Raw genomic sequence first — 21,070 nt, forward strand, 5'->3', positions numbered from 1 at the left:
GCTTGAAACTCGCAGGAGACACAAGCTGCGCCACGGCTGCCAACCGGCTTGGTGGCAAACCATTAATGGCTTGCTACCCACTGAATTCTGAATCAAAAGCAAGATATAAGGAGACACAAGCTGCGCCACGGCTGCCAACCGGCTTGGTGGCAAACCATTAATGGCTTGCTACCCACTGAATTCTGAATCAAAAGCAAGATATAAGGAGACGACGATGAATCACGCAATCGGTTCTTTGCTGTTAGGCGCGATGCTGCTCGCGCCGCTTACCTCGTTCGCGAAAGTCCAGGGCGAAGGCGGTCCGATCGCCGACGTGACACTGGAACAGGCACGTGTCGAGCGCGCGCATCGTGCCGAGGATTTCGCACGGTTTTGTCTCACGCATGGTCAGCCGGCCGACGCATGTCAGGACGCCGGCGCGGCACGTACAGCGCAATAACGATTCCCCCGCACTTCGTCAGGAAGCATCTTCCGGCAGCGCACCGGCGCCCGCGCCGAGCGGACGCTGCATCAGCTCGGTGTCGACCCAGCGGCCGAATTTCAGTCCCGCTGCCGTCAGCGTTCCCACGCGACGAAAGCCAAGCCGCTCGTGCAGCGTGATCGAAGCGGCACTGCCGCTGTCGGCGACCACGGCGATCATCTGCCGCCACGGCCCGCGCTCGCAGCGCTCGATCAACGCGACGAGCAGCGCCCGGCCGACCCCTTGCCCGTGCCATTGCGGATCGAGATACACCGAATCCTCGATCGAATAGCGGTACGCGCTGCGCGGTCGATACGGGCTCGCATAGCAGTATCCGGCCACCTGTCCGTCGATCGACGCGACCAGATACGGCAGACCCTGTTCGACGATCGCGTGCATGCGGCGACGCATCTCGTCGATGGAAGGCGGGACTTCTTCGAACGTCGCGAGGTTGTGCAGCACGTGGTGTGCGTAGATCGCGCGGATCGCGTCGACGTCGGTATCGAGTGCGTCGCGGATCGCGACGACGGGTTTCGTGAGCGGGGCAGAAGACATGTAGTTTGTGCTGCGCAGGTCGGAGAGTCGAACGAACAAACCGTCATTTTGCGCCGGAATCTTTCGCGAATTAATCTTTGTCCGTTTATGCGATGCATAAGGAAAATGCAGGCGTGTCAGATCGACACGCCAGTTCGGCTGGGCGCTGTCGCAGTGCGCAGCGACCGGCAACACAGCGAAGCGCACATCCACGCGCCGCTGACGCCGCCGCACTCGCCGAATCCCGTGCGGCCCGCCTCCGGGCGGCTTTCCGGCCATCCTCTGTACAATAGTTCCATCGACAACCTAGGGCGGCGTCCCGAGACCGTTCGGCATACGCGCGCAACAGGCGCGCGGACCGTCGCGGGATTTCGCTGCGCATTCACCGATTCCGTTTCAGTTTCATCATGGCCATCACCTACAAAACTCCCGCCGATATCGCGGGCCTGCGCATCGCGGGCCGTCTTGCCGCCGACGTGCTCGCGATGATCGGCGAGCACGTCAAGGACGGCGTGTCCACCGGCGAACTGGATGCGATCTGCAACGACTACATCGTCAATACGCAGAAGGCGATTCCCGCGAACGTGGGCTACCTGGGCTTCCCGAAGACGGTCTGTATTTCGGTGAACCAGGTGGTGTGTCACGGCATTCCGAGCCGCAACGAGGTCCTGAAGGACGGCGACATCGTCAATATCGACGTCGCGGTGATCCGCGACGGCTACTTTGGCGACACGAGCCGCATGTACTGCGTCGGCAAGCCGAGCACCGTGGGACGCGAACTGATCGACACGACGTATGAGGCGATGCTCGCGGGGATTCGCCAGGTGAAGCCCGATGCGACGCTCGGCGACGTTGGCCACGCGATCCAGCAGGTCGCGCAACGGGCGGGCTTTTCGATCGTCCGCGACTACTGCGGGCACGGTATCGGCAAGGTCTATCACGAAGAGCCGCAGGTGCTGCACTACGGCCAGCCGGGGCAGGGCGTGAAGCTGCGGCCGGGCATGGTCTTCACGATCGAGCCGATGGTCAACGCGGGGCGCGCGGGCACGATGGTGCTGCGCGACGGCTGGACCGTCGTCACGAAAGACCGCTCCCTGTCCGCGCAATGGGAGCACATGGTCGCGGTAACCGACGACGGCTACGAGTTGTTGACGCCCTGGCCGGACGGCACCGGTTCGTACGAAGCACCCTGACAGACGGACAGACAGCGCGCAGCACAGGCAGAAGCCGTGCTGTGCGGCTCCCTGACTGGCCGCTTATCGTGAAAATAAGGATTTGACTCGCGAAGCGGTTCGGTTAAAGCTATGCCGATGCATCAAAAGAGGTTTTCAAAAGAGGTTTTCAAAAGAGGTTTTCGTCTGCATGAGTCCGTCTCTGACCGTTCGCCGTATCGCTGCCGATCAAGGCGCAGTCCTGCGAGAACTCCGTACCGCATCGTTGCGCGAGGCTCCCTATGCGTTCGGCGATACGCTAGAAGACGCTCTTTCCGTCGATGCCTCCACATTCGACGAAACCGCCACCCGCCATGCGGTAGCCCCCACCGAAGCCTCGTTCATTCTCTACACCGAAGGTCATCCGGCCGGATTGATCGGCGCGTATTGCGATGGCTCCGCCGCGCGTCGCGCATTCGTCTGCGAATTATGGGTCGCGCCTGCGGTGCGTCATCTGCGCGGCGGCGTGCTGCTCGTCGATACCGCGAGCGCGTGGCTCGCAAGCGGCGGCGCGCACGAAATCTATGCGTGGATCGCGGACGCGAACCGTAACGCGATGCGCTTTTACGAAGCACTCGGCTTCGGGCCGACCGGCGAGCATCGGCGCATCGAACGCGCGCCGGAACAGGGCGAGACGCTGCTCGTGCACCACGTCAGGCCCGCGGCCGCATCCGCGCAGTCGGGCGCTTGAAGAGTGTATAAGCGCGGCCCCGGTCGTTCGCCGTCCGTATTTGCGGTGTCGCCACGCGGTTTCGAAAAAACTGGCCGCATGCGTGGACGCCTGTAAAATACGCAAAATTTTTCGTCGAACGCTATGTCGCCCAAGAAATCGCCCTTTTTCGAACTACGCAGCGGCGCTGTCGACACGCTTCTGTTCGTCGTGAAGACAACCGACCTCGACGCGATGCGCACCGAGCTGAACCGGCGCTTCGAGGCAACACCGGAGTTTTTCGCCAACGACGTCGTGGCCATCGACGTACGGCGCCTCGCCGCCGACGAGCGTCTGCCGCTCGCGGAGGTCGCGCAATTGCTCGACAGCGTGCGGATGCGTCCGGTGGGCGTCGTCGCGCTTCCCGAGCAGCATCGATGGGTGACGGAAGCCGGCCTGCCGCTGCTCGAAGCACGCGACCGGCGCGGTACAGGCAAGCAAGGTGCGGATGAAGCCCCGGAAGCCTCTCCAGCACTCGCGGAACTGCCGGCCGTAGCCGCAGCCAGCGTCCCCGACACCGTGCCCGCCGAACCCGTCCCGCTCGGCCCGTCGTCGCAGACGCTGGTCGTCGACAAGCCGTTGCGCTCCGGTCAGCGGATCTACGCGAAAGGCGATCTCGTCGTGCTCGGCATCGTGAGCTACGGTGCCGAAGTGATCGCGGAAGGCAACATCCACATCTACGCGCCGTTGCGCGGTCGCGCGCTGGCCGGCGTGCACGGCAATCACGACGCGCGGATCTTCTGCACGTGTCTCGAGGCGGAACTCATTTCGATCGCGGGCATCTACCGTACGACTGAAACCCCGTTGCCTCCGGACGTGCACGGCAAGGCGGTACAGATCTGGCTCGACGAAGAAAAACTGCTGATCGAGCCGTTACGGCTCACCTGATGGACATGCCGCGAAAACCGGCTGCCGCAGCGCTTATTTGAAGAAATTGACGAACACAAGGTAAGGCTAAATGGCAAAAATCATTGTGGTGACTTCGGGCAAGGGTGGCGTGGGCAAGACGACCACGAGCGCGAGTTTCGCATCGGGCCTCGCGTTGCGCGGCCACAAGACGGCCGTGATCGATTTCGACGTGGGCCTGCGCAATCTCGACCTCATCATGGGCTGCGAGCGCCGCGTCGTGTACGACCTGATCAACGTGATCCATGGCGAAGCGAACCTGAACCAGGCGCTGATCAAGGACAAGAAGTGCGAGAACCTGTTCGTCCTGCCCGCGTCGCAAACGCGCGATAAGGATGCACTGACGCAGGAAGGCGTCGAGAAGGTCATCAACGATCTGCTCGCGATGGACTTCGAATACATCGTCTGCGATTCGCCGGCCGGTATCGAGTCGGGTGCGCTGCTCGCGATGCACTATGCGGACGAGGCGCTGGTCGTGACGAACCCGGAAGTGTCGTCGGTGCGCGACTCCGACCGCATTCTCGGCATTCTGTCGTCGAAGACGAAGCGCGCGATCGAAGGCAAGGAGCCGATCAAGGAACACCTGCTGATCACGCGCTACAACCCGAAGCGCGTCAGCGAAGGCGAGATGCTGTCGCTGACCGACATCCAGGAAATCCTGCGCATCGAACTGATCGGCGTGGTGCCGGAATCGGAAGCAGTGCTGCACGCGTCGAACCAGGGCCTGCCCGCGGTGCATCTCGAAGGCACCGACGTCGCCGAAGCCTACAAGGACATCGTGTCGCGTTTCCTCGGCGAAGAGAAGACGCTTCGTTTCACCGATTACCAGAAGCCGGGCCTGTTGCAGCGCCTCTTCGGCACCAAGTAAGGGGGCGCACCTTATGTCGATTCTTTCGTTTTTGCTGGGCGAGAAGAAAAAATCCGCGTCGGTAGCGAAGGAACGCCTGCAGTTGATCATCGCGCACGAGCGCGGCGGCGGCAAGGCGCCCGCCGATTATCTGCCGGCGTTGCAACGCGAACTCGTCGCGGTGATTTCGAAGTACGTGAAGATCTCCGACGACGATATCCGTGTGAGCCTCGAGCGTCAGGACGACCTCGAAGTGCTCGAAGTCAAGATCGAGATTCCGCAGGCCTGATCGCTGTCTGTCGTGGTTTTGTTGTTTGTCGTCTGCTGGTTCGCTGTATGGTGTGTCGCTTTCGCGAGCGACGTGTTGTGCGGCGAACGGCAGCGACCCCTCCTTTCCTCCCTCCGCTTTCTTCGCTTTCTCCCTTCCCACGCTCCGTTCCGTTACGCGTGAAATACGCCGTTGCACTTCAGCCCGCGCCGTTACACCGCGGATGTCAGCGTTCGCACCCCCTCGCGCATTGATCGGATAACGCCGTCAACGGTGTCTTTTCCAGAGGGGAATCTCATGAACAGGTCTTTGCGTACGGTGCTGGTGAATGCGGCTTTTATCGTCGCGGGTGTGAGTGCGGTCGTGTCGTCGGCATCGGCTGAAGTGATCGTCGTCGCGCCGTCCGCGCCGCCGCCGGTGCGCTACGAAGTGGTGCCCGCAGCGCGGGTCGGCTACGTGTGGGATCGCGGCCACTGGCGCTGGGATCGTGGCCATTACGTGTGGGACGCGGGTCACTGGCAGGCCGAGCGGGTTGGCTATCACTGGATGCCGGGGCACTGGGCAGCGCGCCCGGGCGGCTGGCGTTGGGTAGGCGGCCATTGGGTCTGACCGCACGGCTTGCCGTAGCTTGACTGCAACGACCTGGCGGCGGCCATCCGGCGCGCCGCCTTCAAGGAGCATGCAATGAAAACAAGACTGCTCGCAGCCGCGCTGCTGGCGCTGACGCTCGCCGGTTGCATCGTGGTGCCCGCGCGGCCGGGGTACTACCGTCCGGCGCCTGTCGTCATCTATTGACGCGGCGTGTCCTGCGACGTCGCTTCGGGCTCGTCGTCGATCAATGCCTCGGGCACTTCGGGGACGGGCACGGGCGCCGGCTGCGGCAACGGCGCCCGGTAGCGTTCCGCAAGCGATTCGTACAGCGGCGGAGCGAACAGACGCGACACGCGGCTCGACACCAGCGCGGTCGCCATCAGCGAAATCACCAGCGCGTGCCCGTTGATCATTTCCATCACGATCACGAACGACGTGATCGGCGATTGCGTGACGGCCGCGAGATAGCCGACCATCGCGAGTGCGATCAGCATCTGCAACTGCATGCCGCTGAAAACCGTATGCAGCAGATTGCCGAAGCCCGCGCCGATCGATAGCGACGGCGCGAAGATGCCGCCTGGAATGCCGGGCAAATACGATCCCACCATCGAGATCATCTTCAGGAACGGATAGGCGAAGGACAACTGCTCCTTTCCGTCGAGCAGCCCGCGTGCTTCCGCGTAGCCGCTGCCGAAGGTCGTGCCGCCCGACACGAGCCCGACCACCGCGATGATGAAGCCGCACAGCGCCGCGAATGCGACCGGGCGCTCGCTATGCAGTTGTCGAAGCGGTGCGGGAATCCAGCGCGCGGTGTTGAGCAGCAGCCAGCAGAAGACGCCGCCCGCGATGCCGGTCACGACCGCGGTCAGCACGACGGCGAGCGCCAGCAGATCCGGAAAATGCGCGCCGATCTCGATCGTGCCGAAGTACGTGTAGTTGCCGTTGAGCCCGAGCGCGATCACGCCGGCGATGATGATCGCGGTGATCAGCACGCCGCTCGCGCGCGCTTCGAAGCTGCGCGTGAGCTCTTCGATCGCGAACACGATACCGGCCAGCGGTGTGTTGAACGCGGCCGACAGACCGGCTGCCGCACCCGCGAGCACGAGCTGGCGTTCGATCAGCGCATTCGAGCGCGGATACAGGCGGCGCAGGTTGAACATCAGCGCGGCGCCGACCTGCACGGTCGGTCCTTCGCGGCCGATCGTGAAGCCGCCGAGAATGCCGAGGAACGACACGGCGATCTTGCCCACGAGAATCTTGAAGGACAGCAGACGCGCCCCCGATTCGCCGGGTTTCGCCGCGTGCAGCGTCGCGATGACCTGCGGGATGCCGCTGCCCTCGGAGCCGCGAAAGAAGCGCCGCGTGAGCCAGGCCGCGGCCGCGGCCATCGCTGGCGTTAGCAGCAGCGGGAGCCATGCGTGGCGATGCTGGAGCGACAGGAACGTGCGGTAACCCCAGTCGATCAGGTTGGCGTACAGCACCGCAACGAGGCCGACGGCGATCGCGCCGAGCCAGAAGACGCCGTATTGGCGCCACAGGCGCCGTGCACGTCTTGCAACGCTGGAAGACAGGACAGGCAGGGCCCGAAACATGAAAGATCTGCGGACGTAAAAGCCGCAAGTATAACGGCGCGATGTGCGTAAAAGCCTTTGAAAGCGAGTTGAAACCGAAGACCCTAGGCGTCCGGCGTAACCTCCAGTAACCTGATTGCAGGCTTCGCGAGCCGTCGTTTGTCGCTTATCCTGCGAATCAGGCGCATCGTCGGCTAAAATTGCGGCTGCGACCGATTACGGTAACGGACACCATGAAGCGAATTCTTATCGTCAAGGTCACCTCGATGGGCGACGTTATCCAGGCCCAACCGGTCGTGGCCGACCTGAAGCGCGCGTTCCCCGGCGTGCAGGTCGACTGGGCGGCTGACGAAGCGTTTGCGGAAATCGCCCGCTGGAACCCCGGCATCGATCGGGTGCTGTGCGCGCCGCTGCGTGGCTTCAAGAAAGCACGCAGCTGGGCAGCCTTCAAGGCGATCTGGGCATCGGTCGCCGAACTGCGCGCGGAACGCTACGACGTCGTGCTCGACATTCACGGCGTCTACAAGAGCGCGATCATCTCCTTTCTCACCCGTTCCTCGCGGCGGCTCGGCTACCAGTCGAAAGACCTCGGCGAGCGCGGCGCGGCCTTCGCATACACCGGCCGCTTCAAGCCGCGTCGCGAAGTCAATGCGTGGTATGGCATGCGCGAGACCGTGAGTCTCGCGCTCGGCTATCCGCTCGAAGAGCCCGCGGTCTACAACCTTGAGATCCCTTGTCTGCCGGATGCGAACGCGAGTGCTCCGGCCGACGGTGCGCCGCTCGCGATCCTGTTCCACGGCGCGTCGAAAGACGACAAGAAGTGGCCCACGTTGCACTGGGTCGCGGTCGCGCAGGATCTGCTCCGCCGTGGCTATCGCGTCGCGTTGCCGTGGGGTTCGTCTGCCGAGCACAGCGAAGCGTCGGCGATCGTCGCGCAGGTGCCGTCCGCCACCTTGCTGCCGAAGATGACGCTGACCGGCATCGCGCGCCTGATTCAGGACAGCACGCTGGTGGTCGGCGTCGATACCGGCTTCGTGCATCTCGCGCATGCGTTGCAGAAGCGCACGGTGATGATCTTCATCGCGACGTCGGCGGATCACTTCGGCAATCACGTGCCGTTCCGTTCGGTGTCCGTCGGCGACGGTCAGCGGGTGCCGGGTATCGAAGAAACGCTGCAGGCCATCGATCACGTTCACACGTTGCCGGTTGCCGCGCCGGCATCGTCCATGTCCACATCGGCCGCCGCGGCCTGATTTTTCTCCGCGCTTTTCTCCTCGCGGCGACCCCCGCGAACCCTCACCAACCATTACACGGTTGTTAAAACTGTCGCTGATCATCAGCGCAAGTGTGCCGGGAGGCCCGTGCGATGCGTTTCGTGTAACGCGGGCCGCGAGTTCGCTTACAAATTGCAACGTTCGCGCGGCATCACGTCGTGTTCAATCGGAAGTGTTCGAGATCGCGAGATCGATCGAATAACACAGACACGATTGGGAGAACGATGTGAAACGCTTGACGCTGACCTTGATTGCGGGCGCACTGCTGGCTGCAGCGCTGGGAGGGTGCGTGGTCGTACCGGCGCCGGGCTACTACTACGGTGGGGGCGGCTACTACGGCGGGGGTGGTTACTACCGCCACGGCGGGTACTACCGATGACCGACGGGGCGTCGCGTGCGCCTGCACGTGACGCCGCGCATCGCGGTTTGTGGTTCGCGATTACGCGAGCATCATTTCGAACGCGATGACGGCGACGATTGCGGCCATGTTTGCCGCAAGCGCCTCGACGACGATGCCTTTCCATGTGGCCGGCTTGAAGCGCACGGCCAGAAGCAGCGAACCGATCAACGCGAGCGCGATGATCATGACGATGTCTGCATTGTGGAGATAGATGCTCATGACGGCCTCCGGCTTCGGGTGTCGGGTTTTTCTTCGAGCGCTTTACTCAAGTATAGACACGCCAAAAAGCCGCGCAAGGCGGGGAAAATCCGCAGGGTCGCGTCGTTCGGATTCCTTCGTTAAGCTTTCTGTCCACGGCTATCCGCAGCGCGGCCGTTTATCCGCAGGCCGCGCTGCGGAGTCGTTGTGTCACATCAGATTGGCGTCGCGCGTTTCGCGCATGCACAGCACGCCGATCAGGCTGACGAGTGCCGCTACCGACACGTAGCCGCCCACCCACGTCAGTCCGCCGTGCGCGGCCAGCACCTGCGCGATGTACGGTGCCACGGAAGCCCCGAGAATCCCGCCCAGGTTGTACGCGACGCCCGCACCCGTGTAGCGCACGTTGGTCGGGAACAGTTCGGGCAACAGCGCGCCCATCGGCGCGAACGTGACGCCCATCAGGAACAGTTCGATCACGAGGAACAGCAGCACGAGCGGCATCGACCCGCTGCCGAGCAGCGGCTCCATCGCGAAGCCCGACAGGATCGCCGCGACGATACCGACGATCAGCACCGGCTTGCGGCCGAAGCGGTCACTGGCCCACGCAGAAATCGGCGTCGCGATTGCCATGAACAGCACCGCGATGCACAGCAGCCCGAGGAAGCTCTGCCGCGTGATATGCAGCGCCGACACACCGTACGACAGCGAGAACACCGTCGAGATATAGAACAGCGTGTAGCAGACGACCATCGCGAGCGCGCCGAGCAGCGTCGCGCGGCCATGCTGCGACAGCAGCGTTGCGACCGGCACGCGCACGCGTTCCTTGCGCTCGATCGCCGCGCGAAACGCCGGCGTTTCCGCGATCTTCAATCGCACGTAGAGGCCGAGCGCGACCAGCACTGCGCTGACGAGGAACGGCACGCGCCATCCCCAGCTGCGGAACTGCTCGTCCGACAGCGACAGCGCGAGCCCGAAGAACAGCCCGTTCGCCGCGAGAAAACCGACCGACGGACCCAGTTGCGGGAACATCCCGAACCAGCCGCGTTTGCCGGCCGGCGCGTTCTCGGTGGCGAGCAGCGCGGCGCCGCCCCATTCGCCGCCGAGGCCGATGCCCTGGCCGAAACGCAGCACGCACAGCAGGATCGGCGCGAGGCTGCCGATCGCGTCGTAGCCGGGCACGAAGCCGATCAGCGTGGTCGACACACCCATCACCAGCAGCGATGCGACGAGCGTCGACTTGCGGCCGATACGGTCGCCGAAATGGCCGAACAGGAACGAACCGATCGGCCGCGCGACGAACGCGATACCGAACGTGACGAACGCCGACAGCGCCTGCGCGGTGGCCGATCCATGCGGGAAGAACACCGGCCCGATGACGAGCGCGGCCGCGGTCGCGTACACATAGAAGTCGTAGAACTCGATCGCGGTGCCGATGAAGCTCGCGAAGATGACCCGCGCTGTGCTGTTCTGCCCGGCCGTTTCGGGCTGGCCTGGCTGCGCGGTGGAAATCGGCGAAGTGGACATGCAAAGTCTCCAGTTGTCGTGACGCCGCCTCGCGATGGGTGGCGTCTTATGTTCTGCGTGTGGCGGAGGGCGCCGGCACGCGTTTCGTGAGTCGTGTTGCCGCGTTGGCCCGACAGCTTACATCCGTCGGGGTGCGGCGCGCGACCTGCGGGTCGTCGGGTTTTGTCCTGGCCCAAGGGCATTTCGGGAAGAGAGCGGCGAGCGAGCGGATGGCGCGGCGATGCCGTTGTCGCGTGCGCGGCGCGCATGGATGACGCGCGCCGCGAACGATGCCGGCGGGCCGGCGAAGGATCGAAAAATTATAGCGAGCGTCGATGCGGTGCAGCAAGCGCGGCGGGTCAGTCGATCGTGTCGGCCTGCGGCGAGGCGAACTCGCGCAGCTGGAACTTGCCGTTGTCGTTGAAGAGCCAGTCGTCCATCAGCTCGATCTGGCCGCGGCCGTTCAGCAGTCGCGCGGGCGGTTGCGGCAGCGGTGCCGCGCGACGCAGCGACGCGAGCGCGGTGCTTTCGGCTTCGTCGTCGCCGTTGGTCCGGTAGACCGAAGAGGCGACCACGCGACCGCTCCGGTCCACGGTGAACGCGACGACGACGAGCGAGCGCAGCATCGCCTGCGGAGTGCCGACCAGCACATAGGATGGGTTGCGATCGAGGATGCGGCGCGCGACCGCGCTGCGGTACTGGTCGAGTGCCGCGCTATTGATTGCCGCGGGGGGAATGATCAGTGGGCGTTGCGGCGGTGTGAACGTGCAGGCCGCTAGCGTTGCCGCGACAAGCGCGGCGGTCAGCGCTGCGATTGGCTTACGGCTCCGATGGCGCGAGCCGATCGAAGTGCGGATGCGTAAGAGGCAGAAGAGGGAACGCGTGGACATCGCAGCGGCGCATGCGGGCAGGGGTGTTTCGAATGCTAGTCGAAACACGCCGCTTTGGCACTGCGTTGAAATCCGGACTACCGCATGCGCGTCGGCGTTGTGCCCCCCGGGCGCAATGCCGGCGACGCGAGTGAGGACTTACTGGAGAGACAACTGCGTGCAGGGGTCGCTCGGCACCGTCGTGCACGCGTACGAATACTGGCCGCTCCTGGCGATCAACTGCTTTCCTTCTTCGAGGCCGTCCCGGAATCCGGGCGAGCTTTCGTAGGCGATAAAGGTGGAGCAGACCAGGGCGGAGAGGACGACCAGCGAAAACGCGATCTTTTCGAGTAGCTGATAACGATGAGGCATTGGCATATCTTCCCTTGAGGGTCGACATGATACCTCGATATCAGGGTTTATACCTAGGTAGTGAGCCGGGTCAGCGAACGTCCGGCATGCGCAGTTCGCGTAACTGCCTGCGCATCGCGGTGACGATGGAATCGCGATGCGCGCTGATCCTGTCGACCGGGCCCCCCACGCCTATTGCAGCCGGCGCTCCTCTCCACCCGTCGGGGATCACCATCGAAATCATCGCAGCGCCCCTCTGGACGGTGTGGGCGGACCAGGAGTAGCCGTTTTCGCGGGTCCATTCGACCTGCTCGAGCACGACGTCCACGTCGACCGTCCGCCCGCTGATTCCGAATCTCTTGATGCTGCGCGAGACCAGCCTGCGGATCGTGTTGTCCGGCTGGATGCTGAGCAACGCCCAGCCGAGACCGGACATGCAGATTTCCCGTCGCGTGCCGATCGGTACGTAGAACTGGTTCACTTGAGAGCCGGACGTGGCGTCGATGTACTGGACATAGAGATCGCTCTGTACCGCGACGACGACACCTTCATGAGTCTTTGCCGCGAGGCGGCTCGCGAGTTCGCGCAGATCGCGTTGTCCGCTGACCGCCGAATCGACGATCGCGTCGCCCAGATTGACCAGTTTTGCCGTCGGCGCGTAAGTGCGCGTGGGCTGATCGTATGCGAGGTAGCCGAGCGCTCTCATGCTGGTGAGCAGCGCCGCTGCACTCGAACCGGGATAGCGATGGCGTGCCGCTATTTCCCGCACGCTGAGCGGACGCTGCAGCTCGCCGAAGAGTTCCAGTACCTCGAACACCCGCGCCGCACTTTTGACGATTGCCCCGCTCATCGGCTTCTCCTGTGTTCATCGCGCGAGGCCCGGTCGCTTTATCTTCCTTCGCGGTTTCCACATATGTGGAACGGAATTTTACCGCTTGCAGCAGCGGTAGCGATACTGGTTCGACACCGCATCACTGCACAAAGAACGGCAAGGGAGACAGGATGGGAGCGTTTCTGACCTGGGAGCGACAGGGGGCTGTCGTCACGTTGAAAATGAGCCGGCCGGAAACGCGCAATGCGATTTCCGACCACGATGCGATCGAGGATTTCACCGAAAACTGTGCACGCATCGCCGGCGATATATCGGTGCGGGCAGTGATCCTCACCGGAGAGGGCAACACCTTTTCGTCGGGCGGCAACATCAAGGCGATGCGCGCGCTGGCCGATACGGAAGCATGTTCGCCGTTAGAGATTCGCGACCGCTATCGCACCGGCATCCAGCGCATTCCCCTCGCGCTCTATCACCTCGAAGTGCCCGTGATCGCGGCGGTCAACGGCGCGGCCATCGGCGCGGGAATGGATCTCGCCTGCATGTGCGATCTACGCATCGCAGCCGAGTCCGCGACGTTCGCAGAGAGTTTTGTCCGGCTCGGCATCGTGCCTGGGGATGGCGGCGCATGGCTGTTGCCGAGGATCGTCGGGATCTCGGTTGCATCGGAGATGTTGTTTACCGGTTCCTCCATCGATGCACAAACAGCCTTGCAGCATGGACTCGTGTCGCGCGTCGTACCCGCCGCCGATCTGCTTGCTCACGCGAACGAACTGGCCGGACGCATTGCAAACAACCCAGGTACCGCGCTGCGTTTGACCAAGAAGCTGATGCGCGAAGCGCAGCACATGCGCCTGGAGTCCGCGCTCGAGATGTCCGCTGCGCTTCAGGCGCTCGCTCATCACACGACCGAGCATCGCGACGCAATGGCCGTGTTGCTCGCATCGCATCGCTGAAAGGCCGTACCGATATCGCGTTGCCCGTACGAAGAGCGCATGTCGATCACTTTGAATTTTCGCATGGAGACTACACGATCATGACCATCAGTCACGAGGGCGCGCTCGCCGGTTTGCGCGTGGTGGATCTAAGCCGCGTCTACGCGGGCCCATTCTGCGCGCAGACGCTCGCCGATCACGGCGCCGACGTCATCAAGATCGAACCGCCGCAAGGCGACGAGACCCGCGACTGGGGGCCACTTATGCGCGAAGGCATCGCCAGCTATTACTGGGGCCTTAATCGGAACAAGCGCAACATCTCGCTCGATCTGTCGTGTGACGCCGGTCGCGACATCCTGTTTCGTCTGCTCGAAACGGCCGACGTCATGGTCGACAACTTCAAGGTCGGCACGCTCGAACGCTGGGGCATCGGCTATGAAGCGAGTCTGCGCGAGCGGTTTCCGCAGCTCGTTCATTGCTCGATCTCGGGCTACGGCACGAGCGGGTCGCTCGCACGGTTTCCCGGGTACGACGCTGTCGCGCAGGCGCTGGCGGGATTCATGTCGGTGAACGGCGAACCCGGCAGCGAACCGTTGAAAGTGCCGTTTCCCGTGGTCGACTTCGCGGCTGCACAGTATGCAGTTGCGAGCATCATGTTCGCGCTCTTCGAACGATCGCGTTCGGGCCTCGGACAGCATGTCGATGTCAATCTGTTCAGCACAGCGCTGTCGATGCTGCATCCGATCAGCACCACCTGGATGGCGACCGGCGTCGTGCCCGAGGCGACCGGCAATGTCTATGCCGCGATTGCGCCGTACGGGCTCTACCAGTGCAAGGACAAGGCGATCATGAGCGGCGCGGGCAACAACGGTTCGTTTGCCCGCATGGTCGAGGCGTTGGGCGTTCCCGAGCTCGCGCGCGACGATCGCTTCCTGACCAACCAGTTGCGCGTTGCCAATCGCGAGGCGCTCGATGGATTGATCGGCAGCCTGACCGCTGATATGTACGCAGACGACGTGGTCGAGCGTCTGCTGCACGTGGGAGTGGCTACGGGTCCGGTCAATTCGATCGCCGACGCATTCGCCCACCCGCAGGCCGCGCAGAACGCGATGTACGTCAACACAGACGCCTACACGGGAACGGGCATCCCGGTACGACTATCCCGCACCCCTGGCGCGCTGCGCAGCGCGCCCAAAGCGTTTTCCGCCGATACCCGCGAGGTGCTGACGGAACTCGGCTTCAATGACGGGCAACTCGACCGCTTGCGGCGTGCCGGCGTCGTGTGCGACGAGCGTGCGCGGATGAAAGGGGCAACGTCATGAGCGATTCGCGCGAGCCATCCTCACCGCCGGGACCACCGGTACTTCGACACGACGACGACGGTGTCGTCTGGCTGACGATCAACCGTCCGCACGCGGCGAACACGCTGTCTCTCGACACGATGCGGTGCCTCGCCGAAGCGCTCACCGTAGCCGACGACGATCCCGACGTGCGGGTCATCGTGATTCGCGGTGCGGGCGACCGGATCTTCTGCGGCGGCATCGACCTGAGCGATCCGGCGTTGCGCGGCATACAGCCGATGCGCAGCGTGTCGCGCAACCTGCACGAGTTGATCTTCGAGCTGCGCAAACCCACGGTCGCGGCGATCAACGGCCCGGCGGCCGGGGGCGGTTGCGAGATCGCACTGGCATGCGACTTGAGGATCGCCGCCGAAACCGCGTGGTTCAGCCAGAGCGAGGCGCGTGTCGGGATGGGCGCGAATTTCGCGAGCGTGCTGCTTCCGCGCCTGTTACCGCGCGCGGTTGCGATGGAGCTGCTGTTTACGGGCCGCCGCTTCGATGCGTCGGAAGCGCAGCGTCTCGGACTGTTGAATCGCGTCGTGCCGCTGGCCGAACTCGACGACGCCGTTCGCATGCTGTGCAGAACGATCGCCGACAACGCACCGCTGTCGATCCGCCGCATCAAGGAAACCGCGATGCGCAGCTGGGGGTTGCCCGTTTCGGCCGCACTGCGGCTGGACGTCGTGCCAGACGTGTACGCCAGCGAAGATCGCATCGAAGGCGCACGCGCGTTTCTGGAGAAGCGCAAGCCGGTGTTTCGCGGCAGATAGTCCCGCGGCTCGACCGCATCGCCCGCATCGCTCGAAGAAGTGGAGCAGGGCAAAGACCTGGACCCACAGGAGACAGCACGATGGAAACGAACCCGCCGCCGCGAGCGGTCTGTATCACGCATGCCTCCGGCGTCGCACACACGTGCGATAAGACGCGCGATTCTCACTGGAGCGCGACATGAATTCAATCGCTCCAGAGCACGCCGCGGATTTCGATGCGGACCTGCAAGACCAGATGTATCGAAAGATCTCGAGGCGCCTGCTGCCGTTTCTGATGATCTGCTACACGTTGTCGTTTATCGATCGTATCAACGTGGGTTTCGCGCATCTGCAGATGGCGGGGGAACTGCGTTTTTCGGACGCGGTGTACGGATTTGGCGCCGGCATTTTCTTCATCGGCTACATGGTGTTCGAGATTCCGGGCAACCTGCTGCTCGCACGGATCGGCGCGCGGTTGACGCTGTCGCGAATCATGGTGCTGTGGGGGCTGGGTTCGGCTGCGATGCTGTTCGTGCGCAGTCCAGTCGAATTCTATGTCTGCCGCTTCCTGCTTGGTGTGTTCGAGGCCGGCTTCTTTCCGGGCGTGATGTTCTATCTCGGCACGTGGTATCCGCCCGCGCGGCGCGCAAAGGCATTCGCCGTGTTCATGACCGCGATGTACGCCGCCGGTTTGATCGCTGCACCGGTGTCGGGCGCGATTCTCGCGCATCTCGACGGCGTCTGGAGGTTGAGCGGCTGGCAGTGGCTGTTTCTCGCCGAAGGTCTGCCGAGTTGCGCGATGGGTGTCGTCGCGTATTTCTACCTGGACGATGCGCCAGCCGATGCGCGCTGGCTGTCGGATGCGGAGAAGGCGCGGATTCGCGCGGACCAGGCCGTTGCCGCACCGGCCCATGCCGACGGACATGGCGAGAAGGGATTGCTGTCGCACCCGGCGTTGTGGTTGCTGTGTGCGGGCAACTTCGCGATTGCATCGGCGGGCTACGCGCTCGTGTTCTGGCTGCCCTCGCTGCTGCGTCGCGTCGGATCGCACGACGCTGTGCAGATCGGCGGGCTCTCGGCATTCCCGTTCCTGTGCGGGATCGTTGCGATGCTGTGGGCTGGGCGCCGCGCGGACCGCAAGGGTGCATGGCGGACGTATTGCGTCGCGTCGATGGTCGTCGGTGCCGTTGCGATGTTCGCGCTGGCGTCGAGCACCAGCACCGTCACGTCGGTATCGGCGATCTGCGTGGCGCTGGCGGCATTGGCCGCCGCGCTGCCGACGTTCTGGGCGTTGCCCGGTTTGCTGCTGCCGCGGCGCGCAATGGCGGTGACCGTGGCCACGATCACCACGGTCGGCGCACTGGGGGGCTTTGCCAGTCCTTATCTGATCGGCTTGCTGAACACCGTCACCGGATCGATGCAGGCAGGTCTGCACGCCAATGCATGGCTGCTCGCTCTGGGCAGCGTCGCGGTGTACCTGACGCACCGCAGTTCCGCGTCCGGCAACTGACGAGGCGCGCTTGCGCGCCGACCACGCATACAACAAAAAAACGAGGGGACAACATGAAGATCAATGCGATCGCAGCGCTATCGCTGACGCTGTTCGCCGGCACGGCCTGTGCGCAATCGTCGGTGACGCTGTATGGCGCTTTCGATGCCGGTCTGCTTTATCAGAACACGTCGGCCGCGACACTCGCGACGAACGCGCACGGCACCGGAAAGATTTTTCGCTTCCAGGATGCGGGTCTCTATTCGAGCAACTGGGGGCTCAAGGGCGTGGAGGATCTGGGTGGCGGCTATCGCGCGCTCTTCCAGTTGCAGGGCGTATTTCTCAGCAGTTCGGGCAAGTTCGGCCTGAGTTCGACACCCGGGCAAACAGCGATCTTCAACCAGATCGCGGCCGTTGGTGTGTCGGGTCCATTCGGCACGCTGACCGCGGGCCGCCAGATCGTTCCGCTGATCCGCGCGATGGAAGTCACCGACGTGCGCGGTGCGGACTATTTTGGCAGCATTTTTACCGCGCTGATCGGCATGAACCAGGCCGCGGGCTGGCCCGGTACCAATACGAATGCTGCGATCGGGGCGGTCTACGATGACAATGCGCTTGTGTATCAGTCGGTGTCTTATCGGGGCCTGTCGTTCACGGCCGAGTACGCGCCCGGTGGCGTCGACGGTCACTTTCAGGGCGGTACGCGTGAATCGGCAGTGCTGAAGTATGAGGGCTACGGTCTGACTGCCGCGGCCGTCTACTACAACGGACACGACACCAACCCCTATCCGGCCACCTATGGCGTCGTGCCGGGTGTGAATCCCGCGCCGGCTACCGGTGTTGCAAACAACAGGCTTGTCTATGTCGGTGCCCGCTACACGCTTCGGGGCGTGTCGGTGTCGGCGTCTTACGCCAACGGCAAGAACCCGGCCAACGCGACACGGGCGAACTACGACCTCTATTCCGCGGGACTCGGCTACGCGTTCTCGTCCGCATTCAGACTGACCAGCGGCCTCTACTACCTCCGGAGCCGGAACGATGCGACGCCGTATGCCGGCAGTTCGACCGCGATTTCAGTTGGCGGCGAATATTTTCTTTCCAGACGAACGGAGCTTTATGTGCAGGTTGGCCACGTCAACAACAAAGGGGCGATGAACCAGCCGATCGCGTATGGACAGCCCGTCGAGCCGGGTGTGTCGACCACGGCGGCGTCGATCGGAGTCAGGCATAAATTCTGATCGACGACCGTATTTCGATTCGACGGTACAGACTATTCGTCGCGTGAGATCGACCAGGCTGCGCAAGCCTGTCCAGACAACCGGAGCCAATACATGACCAGCCGAACCCGCCACCTCGTCGATAAAGAACTGCTGGATCTTCTCGATGCGTCGCCGACCGTGTCGGTGACGGCGGAGACCCTGACCGCATTCCGGGCATCGCGGGCGGTCGCGTATCCATGCCGCGAGATCGCTGGCGCGGCCGACGTGGAAGTGTCCGTGCAATACGCGAAAGGCATGGCCGGTTCGCCGGACGTCGAGTTTCGACTCTATCGGCCTTCGGGGATCGACACGCTGGCTGGATGCGTTCTCCATATCCATGGCGGCGGGTTTGTCAGAGGCGCTGCGATAACAGGCGACGCCCGCCATCGCAGCACCGTTGCGGCCCTGGGCTGCGTGCTGGTGTCAGTCGACTATCGCCTTGCACCCGAGACCCGCTTTCCCGGCAATCTCGAAGACTGCTACGCGGTGCTGTCATGGATATTCCGCCATGCGGACGAACTCTCGATCGATACGCGAAAAGTGGGCGTCATGGGCGAGAGTGCGGGAGGGGGACTGGCCGCATGCCTGTGCCTCCTTGCGCGCGATCGGCGGGAATTCTCGCTGGCGTTCCAGCATCTGATGTATCCCATGCTCGATGACCGTACCTGCATGGACCCGGCGCCCCATCCCTTTGCGGGGGAGTTCGTGTGGACGAGGCAGAGCAATGTCTTCGGGTGGTCGTCTCTGCTTGGCGAGACGGTCGGTACGCACGACGTGTCGCCCTATGCCGCTGCCGCACGCGCGTCCGATCCCGGCGGACTGCCTCCGGCCTTCATGTGCGTCGGGACGCTGGATCTGTTCGTCGACGAAGATCTCGACTATGCGCGACGTCTCGCTCTCGCAGGGATACCGGTCGAGTGTCATGTCTATCCTGGGGCCGTTCACGGGTTCGACTATCATCCGACCGCGCGGGTCGCCACTGCCGCGCGCGAAGTGAGCTTTCGCGCACTCGAGGCGTTTCTCGAGCGATGAGTGCCAGTCGATGCACCGCCAGGCTCGCTGTCGCGAAGACATTTCCCGCGCCGCACTGCATCACGGTGAACACACCGACACGCGTCGAAATTCACTAACGAGCGACGCTTCGCTCCAGCTTGACGAATCCCCCCAGCACCGCGCCGAGCACGGCTGCAACCAGCACAGGCAGCGCGGCAGCAGACCAGCCCATTGACGCCACGACCATGCTCACGACGACCGGCCCCAGCACCTGGCCCAGATAGTTGCCCTGCATCACCAGCCCGAGGCCCAACGGTGCGAGCGCGGGCTCACGCGATGCGAGCGGCGTGCAGGTGAGGATCGCGGCCGGCAGCATCCCGCCGATCGCGGAGAACGCGAAGCACAGCAGTACCGCAACGTCGTCCGGGATCGCGGACTGGAACACGCCCGCGCCGGCGATACCCATCGCGAGACTGGCGCAGGCCAGCAGCATCGCGGGCCGTACTCCGCGCGACAGCAGCGGCCCGGCCGAAACATTCCCGACGATATTCACCGCAACGATCGCCGCGCTGAGGACACCCGCGGTGCCGACCGGCATCCCCATCCGCTGGATCAGGAAGATCGGCAGGAAGGTCGTCAGCGCGGAGAACTGCAGCGTGTAGGTGGCGAACGCGAGCGCGAGCAGCACGGGTGGCGCACGACGCAGCAGATCGCGAAGCGCGTGCAACATGCTGCTCCGCGACGGCCGGGCATGGCGCGGCAACTGTGCTCGCGGAACGGTCAGCGGCAGCAGCGCTGCAGCGAGCAACGCCAGCGCGGCACTGACGAGCCAGCTGGATCGCCAGCCCCCGAGCAACGGACCGAACAGCAGCGACAGCGACATGCCGATCGCCATGAAGGTGCTCCAGACACCGAACACGACGTGGTGCGTGCCGGGTCGAGCCACACGATTGAGTACCGCAGGCGCCGCGACGACGACAATCAGGAAGCCGAGCCCTTCAACGAACCGGCTGCCGATCAGCCACGCGAAGTCGTGCATCAGCGAGCCAGCCGCGCTTGCCGCCGCGATGATGACGAGCCCGACACCGAGTAGCCGCCGGTCGCCCCAGCGCTGCACCAGTGCGCCCGCCGCGATGCCGCCGAACACGCCGATGAGCGGAAACGCGGACATCACCCAGCTCAACGATGCGAGCGAACGGCCGAACTCGTGCTGCAACTGCGGCATTGCAATCGAGGCCTTGCCGACATGAAGCGCCGCAGCGATCCCCGCAAACAGCACGTTCGAGATCGCCCACCATGGCGTTTGCTGCGGCATGCTCACGGTGCCAGCGAGACGGGTATCGGGCGCGTTCGTCATGTGCTCCAGCGATCGCGCGCGGCGAGGATCGACACCACGATCAATCCGCCGATCATCCCGATGTGTTCTTCGGCGGTGTAGAGCGCGATCGTGTGCCGCAAGCCGTCGAACACCCAAAATCGATGGACGAGCCCGATGGTGAGCAACGTGAATACGCCGAGCGCGCCCGCGGCGGCCCAGGTCCAGCGTTGCACGACGATGAGCGCGGAGGCCCCGAGATGCAGCACGATGGTCAGCAGGCTGTAGACGGCGCCGGGCGCAAACCCGAGGTGCTCCATCTCCGCGACGCCGCCAGAAAAATCGAACGCCTTCGTGAGGCCGTTGATCCAGAACGGCGCGGTCAGCAGGATGCGCGCGAGTAGTGCGGTGAAGGGCGCGCAGAGCAACGTCGTAAGCGTATTGCGGTTCATGGGTTCCTTGGGCG

General features: G+C 63.9%; 23 protein-coding genes. 14 read left to right on the forward strand and 9 right to left on the reverse strand.

Annotation, left to right across the window (positions count from 1 at the left end):
* Positions 1-214: 214 nt before the first annotated feature.
* Complete coding sequence (locus ACREXZ_RS28620) at positions 215-439, forward strand: hypothetical protein (protein WP_431767506.1); 225 nt, start codon at positions 215-217, stop codon at positions 437-439.
* A gap of 18 nt (positions 440-457) precedes the next feature.
* On the opposite strand, the gene ACREXZ_RS28625 is transcribed toward ACREXZ_RS28620, so the two are convergent.
* Positions 458-1,015: an N-acetyltransferase family protein gene (locus ACREXZ_RS28625; protein ID WP_431767507.1), complete on the reverse strand. Its 558-nt coding sequence runs from the start codon at positions 1,013-1,015 to the stop codon at positions 458-460.
* A gap of 386 nt (positions 1,016-1,401) precedes the next feature.
* Here ACREXZ_RS28625 and map point away from each other — a divergent pair, with 386 nt between their 5' ends.
* The 6 genes from map to ACREXZ_RS28655 all read left to right on the forward strand — a co-directional run bounded on the left by map (position 1,402) and on the right by ACREXZ_RS28655 (position 5,544).
* Positions 1,402-2,187 (forward strand): type I methionyl aminopeptidase, encoded by a 786-nt coding sequence (gene map / locus ACREXZ_RS28630; RefSeq protein WP_431767508.1) that lies wholly within the window; start codon positions 1,402-1,404, stop codon positions 2,185-2,187.
* Positions 2,188-2,356: 169 nt separating this feature from the next.
* Positions 2,357-2,896: a GNAT family N-acetyltransferase gene (locus tag ACREXZ_RS28635; protein ID WP_431767509.1), complete on the forward strand. Its 540-nt coding sequence runs from the start codon at positions 2,357-2,359 to the stop codon at positions 2,894-2,896.
* 123 nt (positions 2,897-3,019) lie between these two features.
* Complete coding sequence (minC, locus tag ACREXZ_RS28640; RefSeq protein ID WP_431767510.1) at positions 3,020-3,802, forward strand: septum site-determining protein MinC; 783 nt, start codon at positions 3,020-3,022, stop codon at positions 3,800-3,802.
* A 70-nt stretch (positions 3,803-3,872) separates the two neighbouring features.
* The gene (gene minD, locus ACREXZ_RS28645) at positions 3,873-4,688 is read left to right on the forward strand and encodes a septum site-determining protein MinD (protein ID WP_431767511.1); all 816 of its coding nucleotides are present in this window, start codon (positions 3,873-3,875) and stop codon (positions 4,686-4,688) included.
* A 13-nt stretch (positions 4,689-4,701) separates the two neighbouring features.
* The gene (minE, locus tag ACREXZ_RS28650; protein WP_431767512.1) at positions 4,702-4,956 is read left to right on the forward strand and encodes a cell division topological specificity factor MinE; all 255 of its coding nucleotides are present in this window, start codon (positions 4,702-4,704) and stop codon (positions 4,954-4,956) included.
* Positions 4,957-5,232: 276 nt separating this feature from the next.
* A complete protein-coding gene (locus tag ACREXZ_RS28655; RefSeq protein WP_431767513.1) occupies positions 5,233-5,544 on the forward strand; it encodes a YXWGXW repeat-containing protein in 312 nt (103 codons plus the stop codon).
* A 179-nt stretch (positions 5,545-5,723) separates the two neighbouring features.
* Here ACREXZ_RS28655 and ACREXZ_RS28660 read toward each other — a convergent pair whose 3' ends face one another.
* Positions 5,724-7,118: a chloride channel protein gene (locus ACREXZ_RS28660; RefSeq protein ID WP_431767514.1), complete on the reverse strand. Its 1,395-nt coding sequence runs from the start codon at positions 7,116-7,118 to the stop codon at positions 5,724-5,726.
* 212 nt (positions 7,119-7,330) lie between these two features.
* Between ACREXZ_RS28660 and waaC the strand changes: the two genes are divergently transcribed.
* Positions 7,331-8,350: a lipopolysaccharide heptosyltransferase I gene (waaC, locus tag ACREXZ_RS28665; protein WP_431767515.1), complete on the forward strand. Its 1,020-nt coding sequence runs from the start codon at positions 7,331-7,333 to the stop codon at positions 8,348-8,350.
* A 460-nt stretch (positions 8,351-8,810) separates the two neighbouring features.
* Here the strand turns inward: waaC and ACREXZ_RS28670 are convergent, their stop codons facing one another.
* The 5 genes from ACREXZ_RS28670 to ACREXZ_RS28690 form a co-directional block, all read right to left on the reverse strand.
* Positions 8,811-8,990, reverse strand: coding sequence for a hypothetical protein (locus ACREXZ_RS28670; protein WP_431767516.1), 180 nt, complete (start codon positions 8,988-8,990; stop codon positions 8,811-8,813).
* Between the two features lie 189 nt (positions 8,991-9,179).
* Positions 9,180-10,496, reverse strand: coding sequence for an MFS transporter (locus ACREXZ_RS28675; protein ID WP_431767517.1), 1,317 nt, complete (start codon positions 10,494-10,496; stop codon positions 9,180-9,182).
* 338 nt (positions 10,497-10,834) lie between these two features.
* The gene (locus tag ACREXZ_RS28680) at positions 10,835-11,365 is read right to left on the reverse strand and encodes an energy transducer TonB family protein (RefSeq protein ID WP_431767518.1); all 531 of its coding nucleotides are present in this window, start codon (positions 11,363-11,365) and stop codon (positions 10,835-10,837) included.
* Positions 11,366-11,503: 138 nt separating this feature from the next.
* Positions 11,504-11,716, reverse strand: coding sequence for a hypothetical protein (locus tag ACREXZ_RS28685; RefSeq protein WP_431767519.1), 213 nt, complete (start codon positions 11,714-11,716; stop codon positions 11,504-11,506).
* 70 nt (positions 11,717-11,786) lie between these two features.
* On the reverse strand, positions 11,787-12,545 hold the full coding sequence (locus tag ACREXZ_RS28690) for an IclR family transcriptional regulator (RefSeq protein WP_431767520.1): 759 nt from the start codon (positions 12,543-12,545) through the stop codon (positions 11,787-11,789).
* Positions 12,546-12,697: 152 nt separating this feature from the next.
* On the opposite strand from ACREXZ_RS28690, the gene ACREXZ_RS28695 reads away from it, so the two are divergent.
* From ACREXZ_RS28695 to ACREXZ_RS28720, 6 genes are all read left to right on the forward strand, one after another.
* Positions 12,698-13,480, forward strand: coding sequence for a crotonase/enoyl-CoA hydratase family protein (locus ACREXZ_RS28695; RefSeq protein WP_431767521.1), 783 nt, complete (start codon positions 12,698-12,700; stop codon positions 13,478-13,480).
* An 80-nt stretch (positions 13,481-13,560) separates the two neighbouring features.
* Positions 13,561-14,781: a CaiB/BaiF CoA transferase family protein gene (locus tag ACREXZ_RS28700; RefSeq protein ID WP_431767522.1), complete on the forward strand. Its 1,221-nt coding sequence runs from the start codon at positions 13,561-13,563 to the stop codon at positions 14,779-14,781.
* Positions 14,778-15,569: an enoyl-CoA hydratase/isomerase family protein gene (locus ACREXZ_RS28705; protein ID WP_431767523.1), complete on the forward strand. Its 792-nt coding sequence runs from the start codon at positions 14,778-14,780 to the stop codon at positions 15,567-15,569. Before ACREXZ_RS28700 ends, ACREXZ_RS28705 begins: the two co-directional genes overlap by 4 nt.
* A 178-nt stretch (positions 15,570-15,747) precedes the next feature.
* Positions 15,748-17,058, forward strand: a complete 1,311-nt coding sequence (locus tag ACREXZ_RS28710; RefSeq protein WP_431767524.1) for an MFS transporter — start codon at positions 15,748-15,750, stop codon at positions 17,056-17,058.
* A gap of 53 nt (positions 17,059-17,111) precedes the next feature.
* Positions 17,112-18,275: a porin gene (locus ACREXZ_RS28715; protein ID WP_431767525.1), complete on the forward strand. Its 1,164-nt coding sequence runs from the start codon at positions 17,112-17,114 to the stop codon at positions 18,273-18,275.
* Positions 18,276-18,368: 93 nt separating this feature from the next.
* The gene (locus ACREXZ_RS28720) at positions 18,369-19,328 is read left to right on the forward strand and encodes an alpha/beta hydrolase (RefSeq protein WP_431767526.1); all 960 of its coding nucleotides are present in this window, start codon (positions 18,369-18,371) and stop codon (positions 19,326-19,328) included.
* A 94-nt stretch (positions 19,329-19,422) separates the two neighbouring features.
* Here ACREXZ_RS28720 and ACREXZ_RS28725 read toward each other — a convergent pair whose 3' ends face one another.
* A complete protein-coding gene (locus tag ACREXZ_RS28725) occupies positions 19,423-20,646 on the reverse strand; it encodes a CynX/NimT family MFS transporter (RefSeq protein WP_431767527.1) in 1,224 nt (407 codons plus the stop codon).
* The gene (locus ACREXZ_RS28730; RefSeq protein WP_431767528.1) at positions 20,643-21,056 is read right to left on the reverse strand and encodes a DoxX family protein; all 414 of its coding nucleotides are present in this window, start codon (positions 21,054-21,056) and stop codon (positions 20,643-20,645) included. The genes ACREXZ_RS28725 and ACREXZ_RS28730 overlap by 4 nt, the downstream gene beginning before the upstream one ends.
* Positions 21,057-21,070 lie beyond the last annotated feature (14 nt).

Origin of the sequence: Paraburkholderia sp., assembly GCF_050742655.1 — a bacterium.
In the GTDB taxonomy this organism is placed as follows: domain Bacteria; phylum Pseudomonadota; class Gammaproteobacteria; order Burkholderiales; family Burkholderiaceae; genus Paraburkholderia.

What these genes read in the sequence shown, in the direction of transcription:
- minC (WP_431767510.1), top strand. Translation starts at nt 3,020, where the DNA reads ATGTCGCCCAAGAAATCGCCCTTTTTCGAACTACGCAGCGGCGCTGTC.
- ACREXZ_RS28730 (WP_431767528.1), bottom strand. Translation starts at nt 21,056, where the DNA reads ATGAACCGCAATACGCTTACGACGTTGCTCTGCGCGCCCTTCACCGCA.
- ACREXZ_RS28690 (WP_431767520.1), bottom strand. Translation starts at nt 12,545, where the DNA reads ATGAGCGGGGCAATCGTCAAAAGTGCGGCGCGGGTGTTCGAGGTACTG.
- ACREXZ_RS28720 (WP_431767526.1), top strand. Translation starts at nt 18,369, where the DNA reads ATGACCAGCCGAACCCGCCACCTCGTCGATAAAGAACTGCTGGATCTT.
- ACREXZ_RS28715 (WP_431767525.1), top strand. Translation starts at nt 17,112, where the DNA reads ATGAAGATCAATGCGATCGCAGCGCTATCGCTGACGCTGTTCGCCGGC.
- minD (WP_431767511.1), top strand. Translation starts at nt 3,873, where the DNA reads ATGGCAAAAATCATTGTGGTGACTTCGGGCAAGGGTGGCGTGGGCAAG.
- waaC (WP_431767515.1), top strand. Translation starts at nt 7,331, where the DNA reads ATGAAGCGAATTCTTATCGTCAAGGTCACCTCGATGGGCGACGTTATC.
- ACREXZ_RS28695 (WP_431767521.1), top strand. Translation starts at nt 12,698, where the DNA reads ATGGGAGCGTTTCTGACCTGGGAGCGACAGGGGGCTGTCGTCACGTTG.
- ACREXZ_RS28725 (WP_431767527.1), bottom strand. Translation starts at nt 20,646, where the DNA reads ATGACGAACGCGCCCGATACCCGTCTCGCTGGCACCGTGAGCATGCCG.
- ACREXZ_RS28700 (WP_431767522.1), top strand. Translation starts at nt 13,561, where the DNA reads ATGACCATCAGTCACGAGGGCGCGCTCGCCGGTTTGCGCGTGGTGGAT.
- ACREXZ_RS28620 (WP_431767506.1), top strand. Translation starts at nt 215, where the DNA reads ATGAATCACGCAATCGGTTCTTTGCTGTTAGGCGCGATGCTGCTCGCG.
- ACREXZ_RS28660 (WP_431767514.1), bottom strand. Translation starts at nt 7,118, where the DNA reads ATGTTTCGGGCCCTGCCTGTCCTGTCTTCCAGCGTTGCAAGACGTGCA.
- minE (WP_431767512.1), top strand. Translation starts at nt 4,702, where the DNA reads ATGTCGATTCTTTCGTTTTTGCTGGGCGAGAAGAAAAAATCCGCGTCG.
- ACREXZ_RS28670 (WP_431767516.1), bottom strand. Translation starts at nt 8,990, where the DNA reads ATGAGCATCTATCTCCACAATGCAGACATCGTCATGATCATCGCGCTC.
- ACREXZ_RS28625 (WP_431767507.1), bottom strand. Translation starts at nt 1,015, where the DNA reads ATGTCTTCTGCCCCGCTCACGAAACCCGTCGTCGCGATCCGCGACGCA.
- ACREXZ_RS28710 (WP_431767524.1), top strand. Translation starts at nt 15,748, where the DNA reads ATGAATTCAATCGCTCCAGAGCACGCCGCGGATTTCGATGCGGACCTG.
- map (WP_431767508.1), top strand. Translation starts at nt 1,402, where the DNA reads ATGGCCATCACCTACAAAACTCCCGCCGATATCGCGGGCCTGCGCATC.
- ACREXZ_RS28685 (WP_431767519.1), bottom strand. Translation starts at nt 11,716, where the DNA reads ATGCCTCATCGTTATCAGCTACTCGAAAAGATCGCGTTTTCGCTGGTC.
- ACREXZ_RS28705 (WP_431767523.1), top strand. Translation starts at nt 14,778, where the DNA reads ATGAGCGATTCGCGCGAGCCATCCTCACCGCCGGGACCACCGGTACTT.
- ACREXZ_RS28655 (WP_431767513.1), top strand. Translation starts at nt 5,233, where the DNA reads ATGAACAGGTCTTTGCGTACGGTGCTGGTGAATGCGGCTTTTATCGTC.
- ACREXZ_RS28635 (WP_431767509.1), top strand. Translation starts at nt 2,357, where the DNA reads ATGAGTCCGTCTCTGACCGTTCGCCGTATCGCTGCCGATCAAGGCGCA.
- ACREXZ_RS28680 (WP_431767518.1), bottom strand. Translation starts at nt 11,365, where the DNA reads ATGTCCACGCGTTCCCTCTTCTGCCTCTTACGCATCCGCACTTCGATC.
- ACREXZ_RS28675 (WP_431767517.1), bottom strand. Translation starts at nt 10,496, where the DNA reads ATGTCCACTTCGCCGATTTCCACCGCGCAGCCAGGCCAGCCCGAAACG.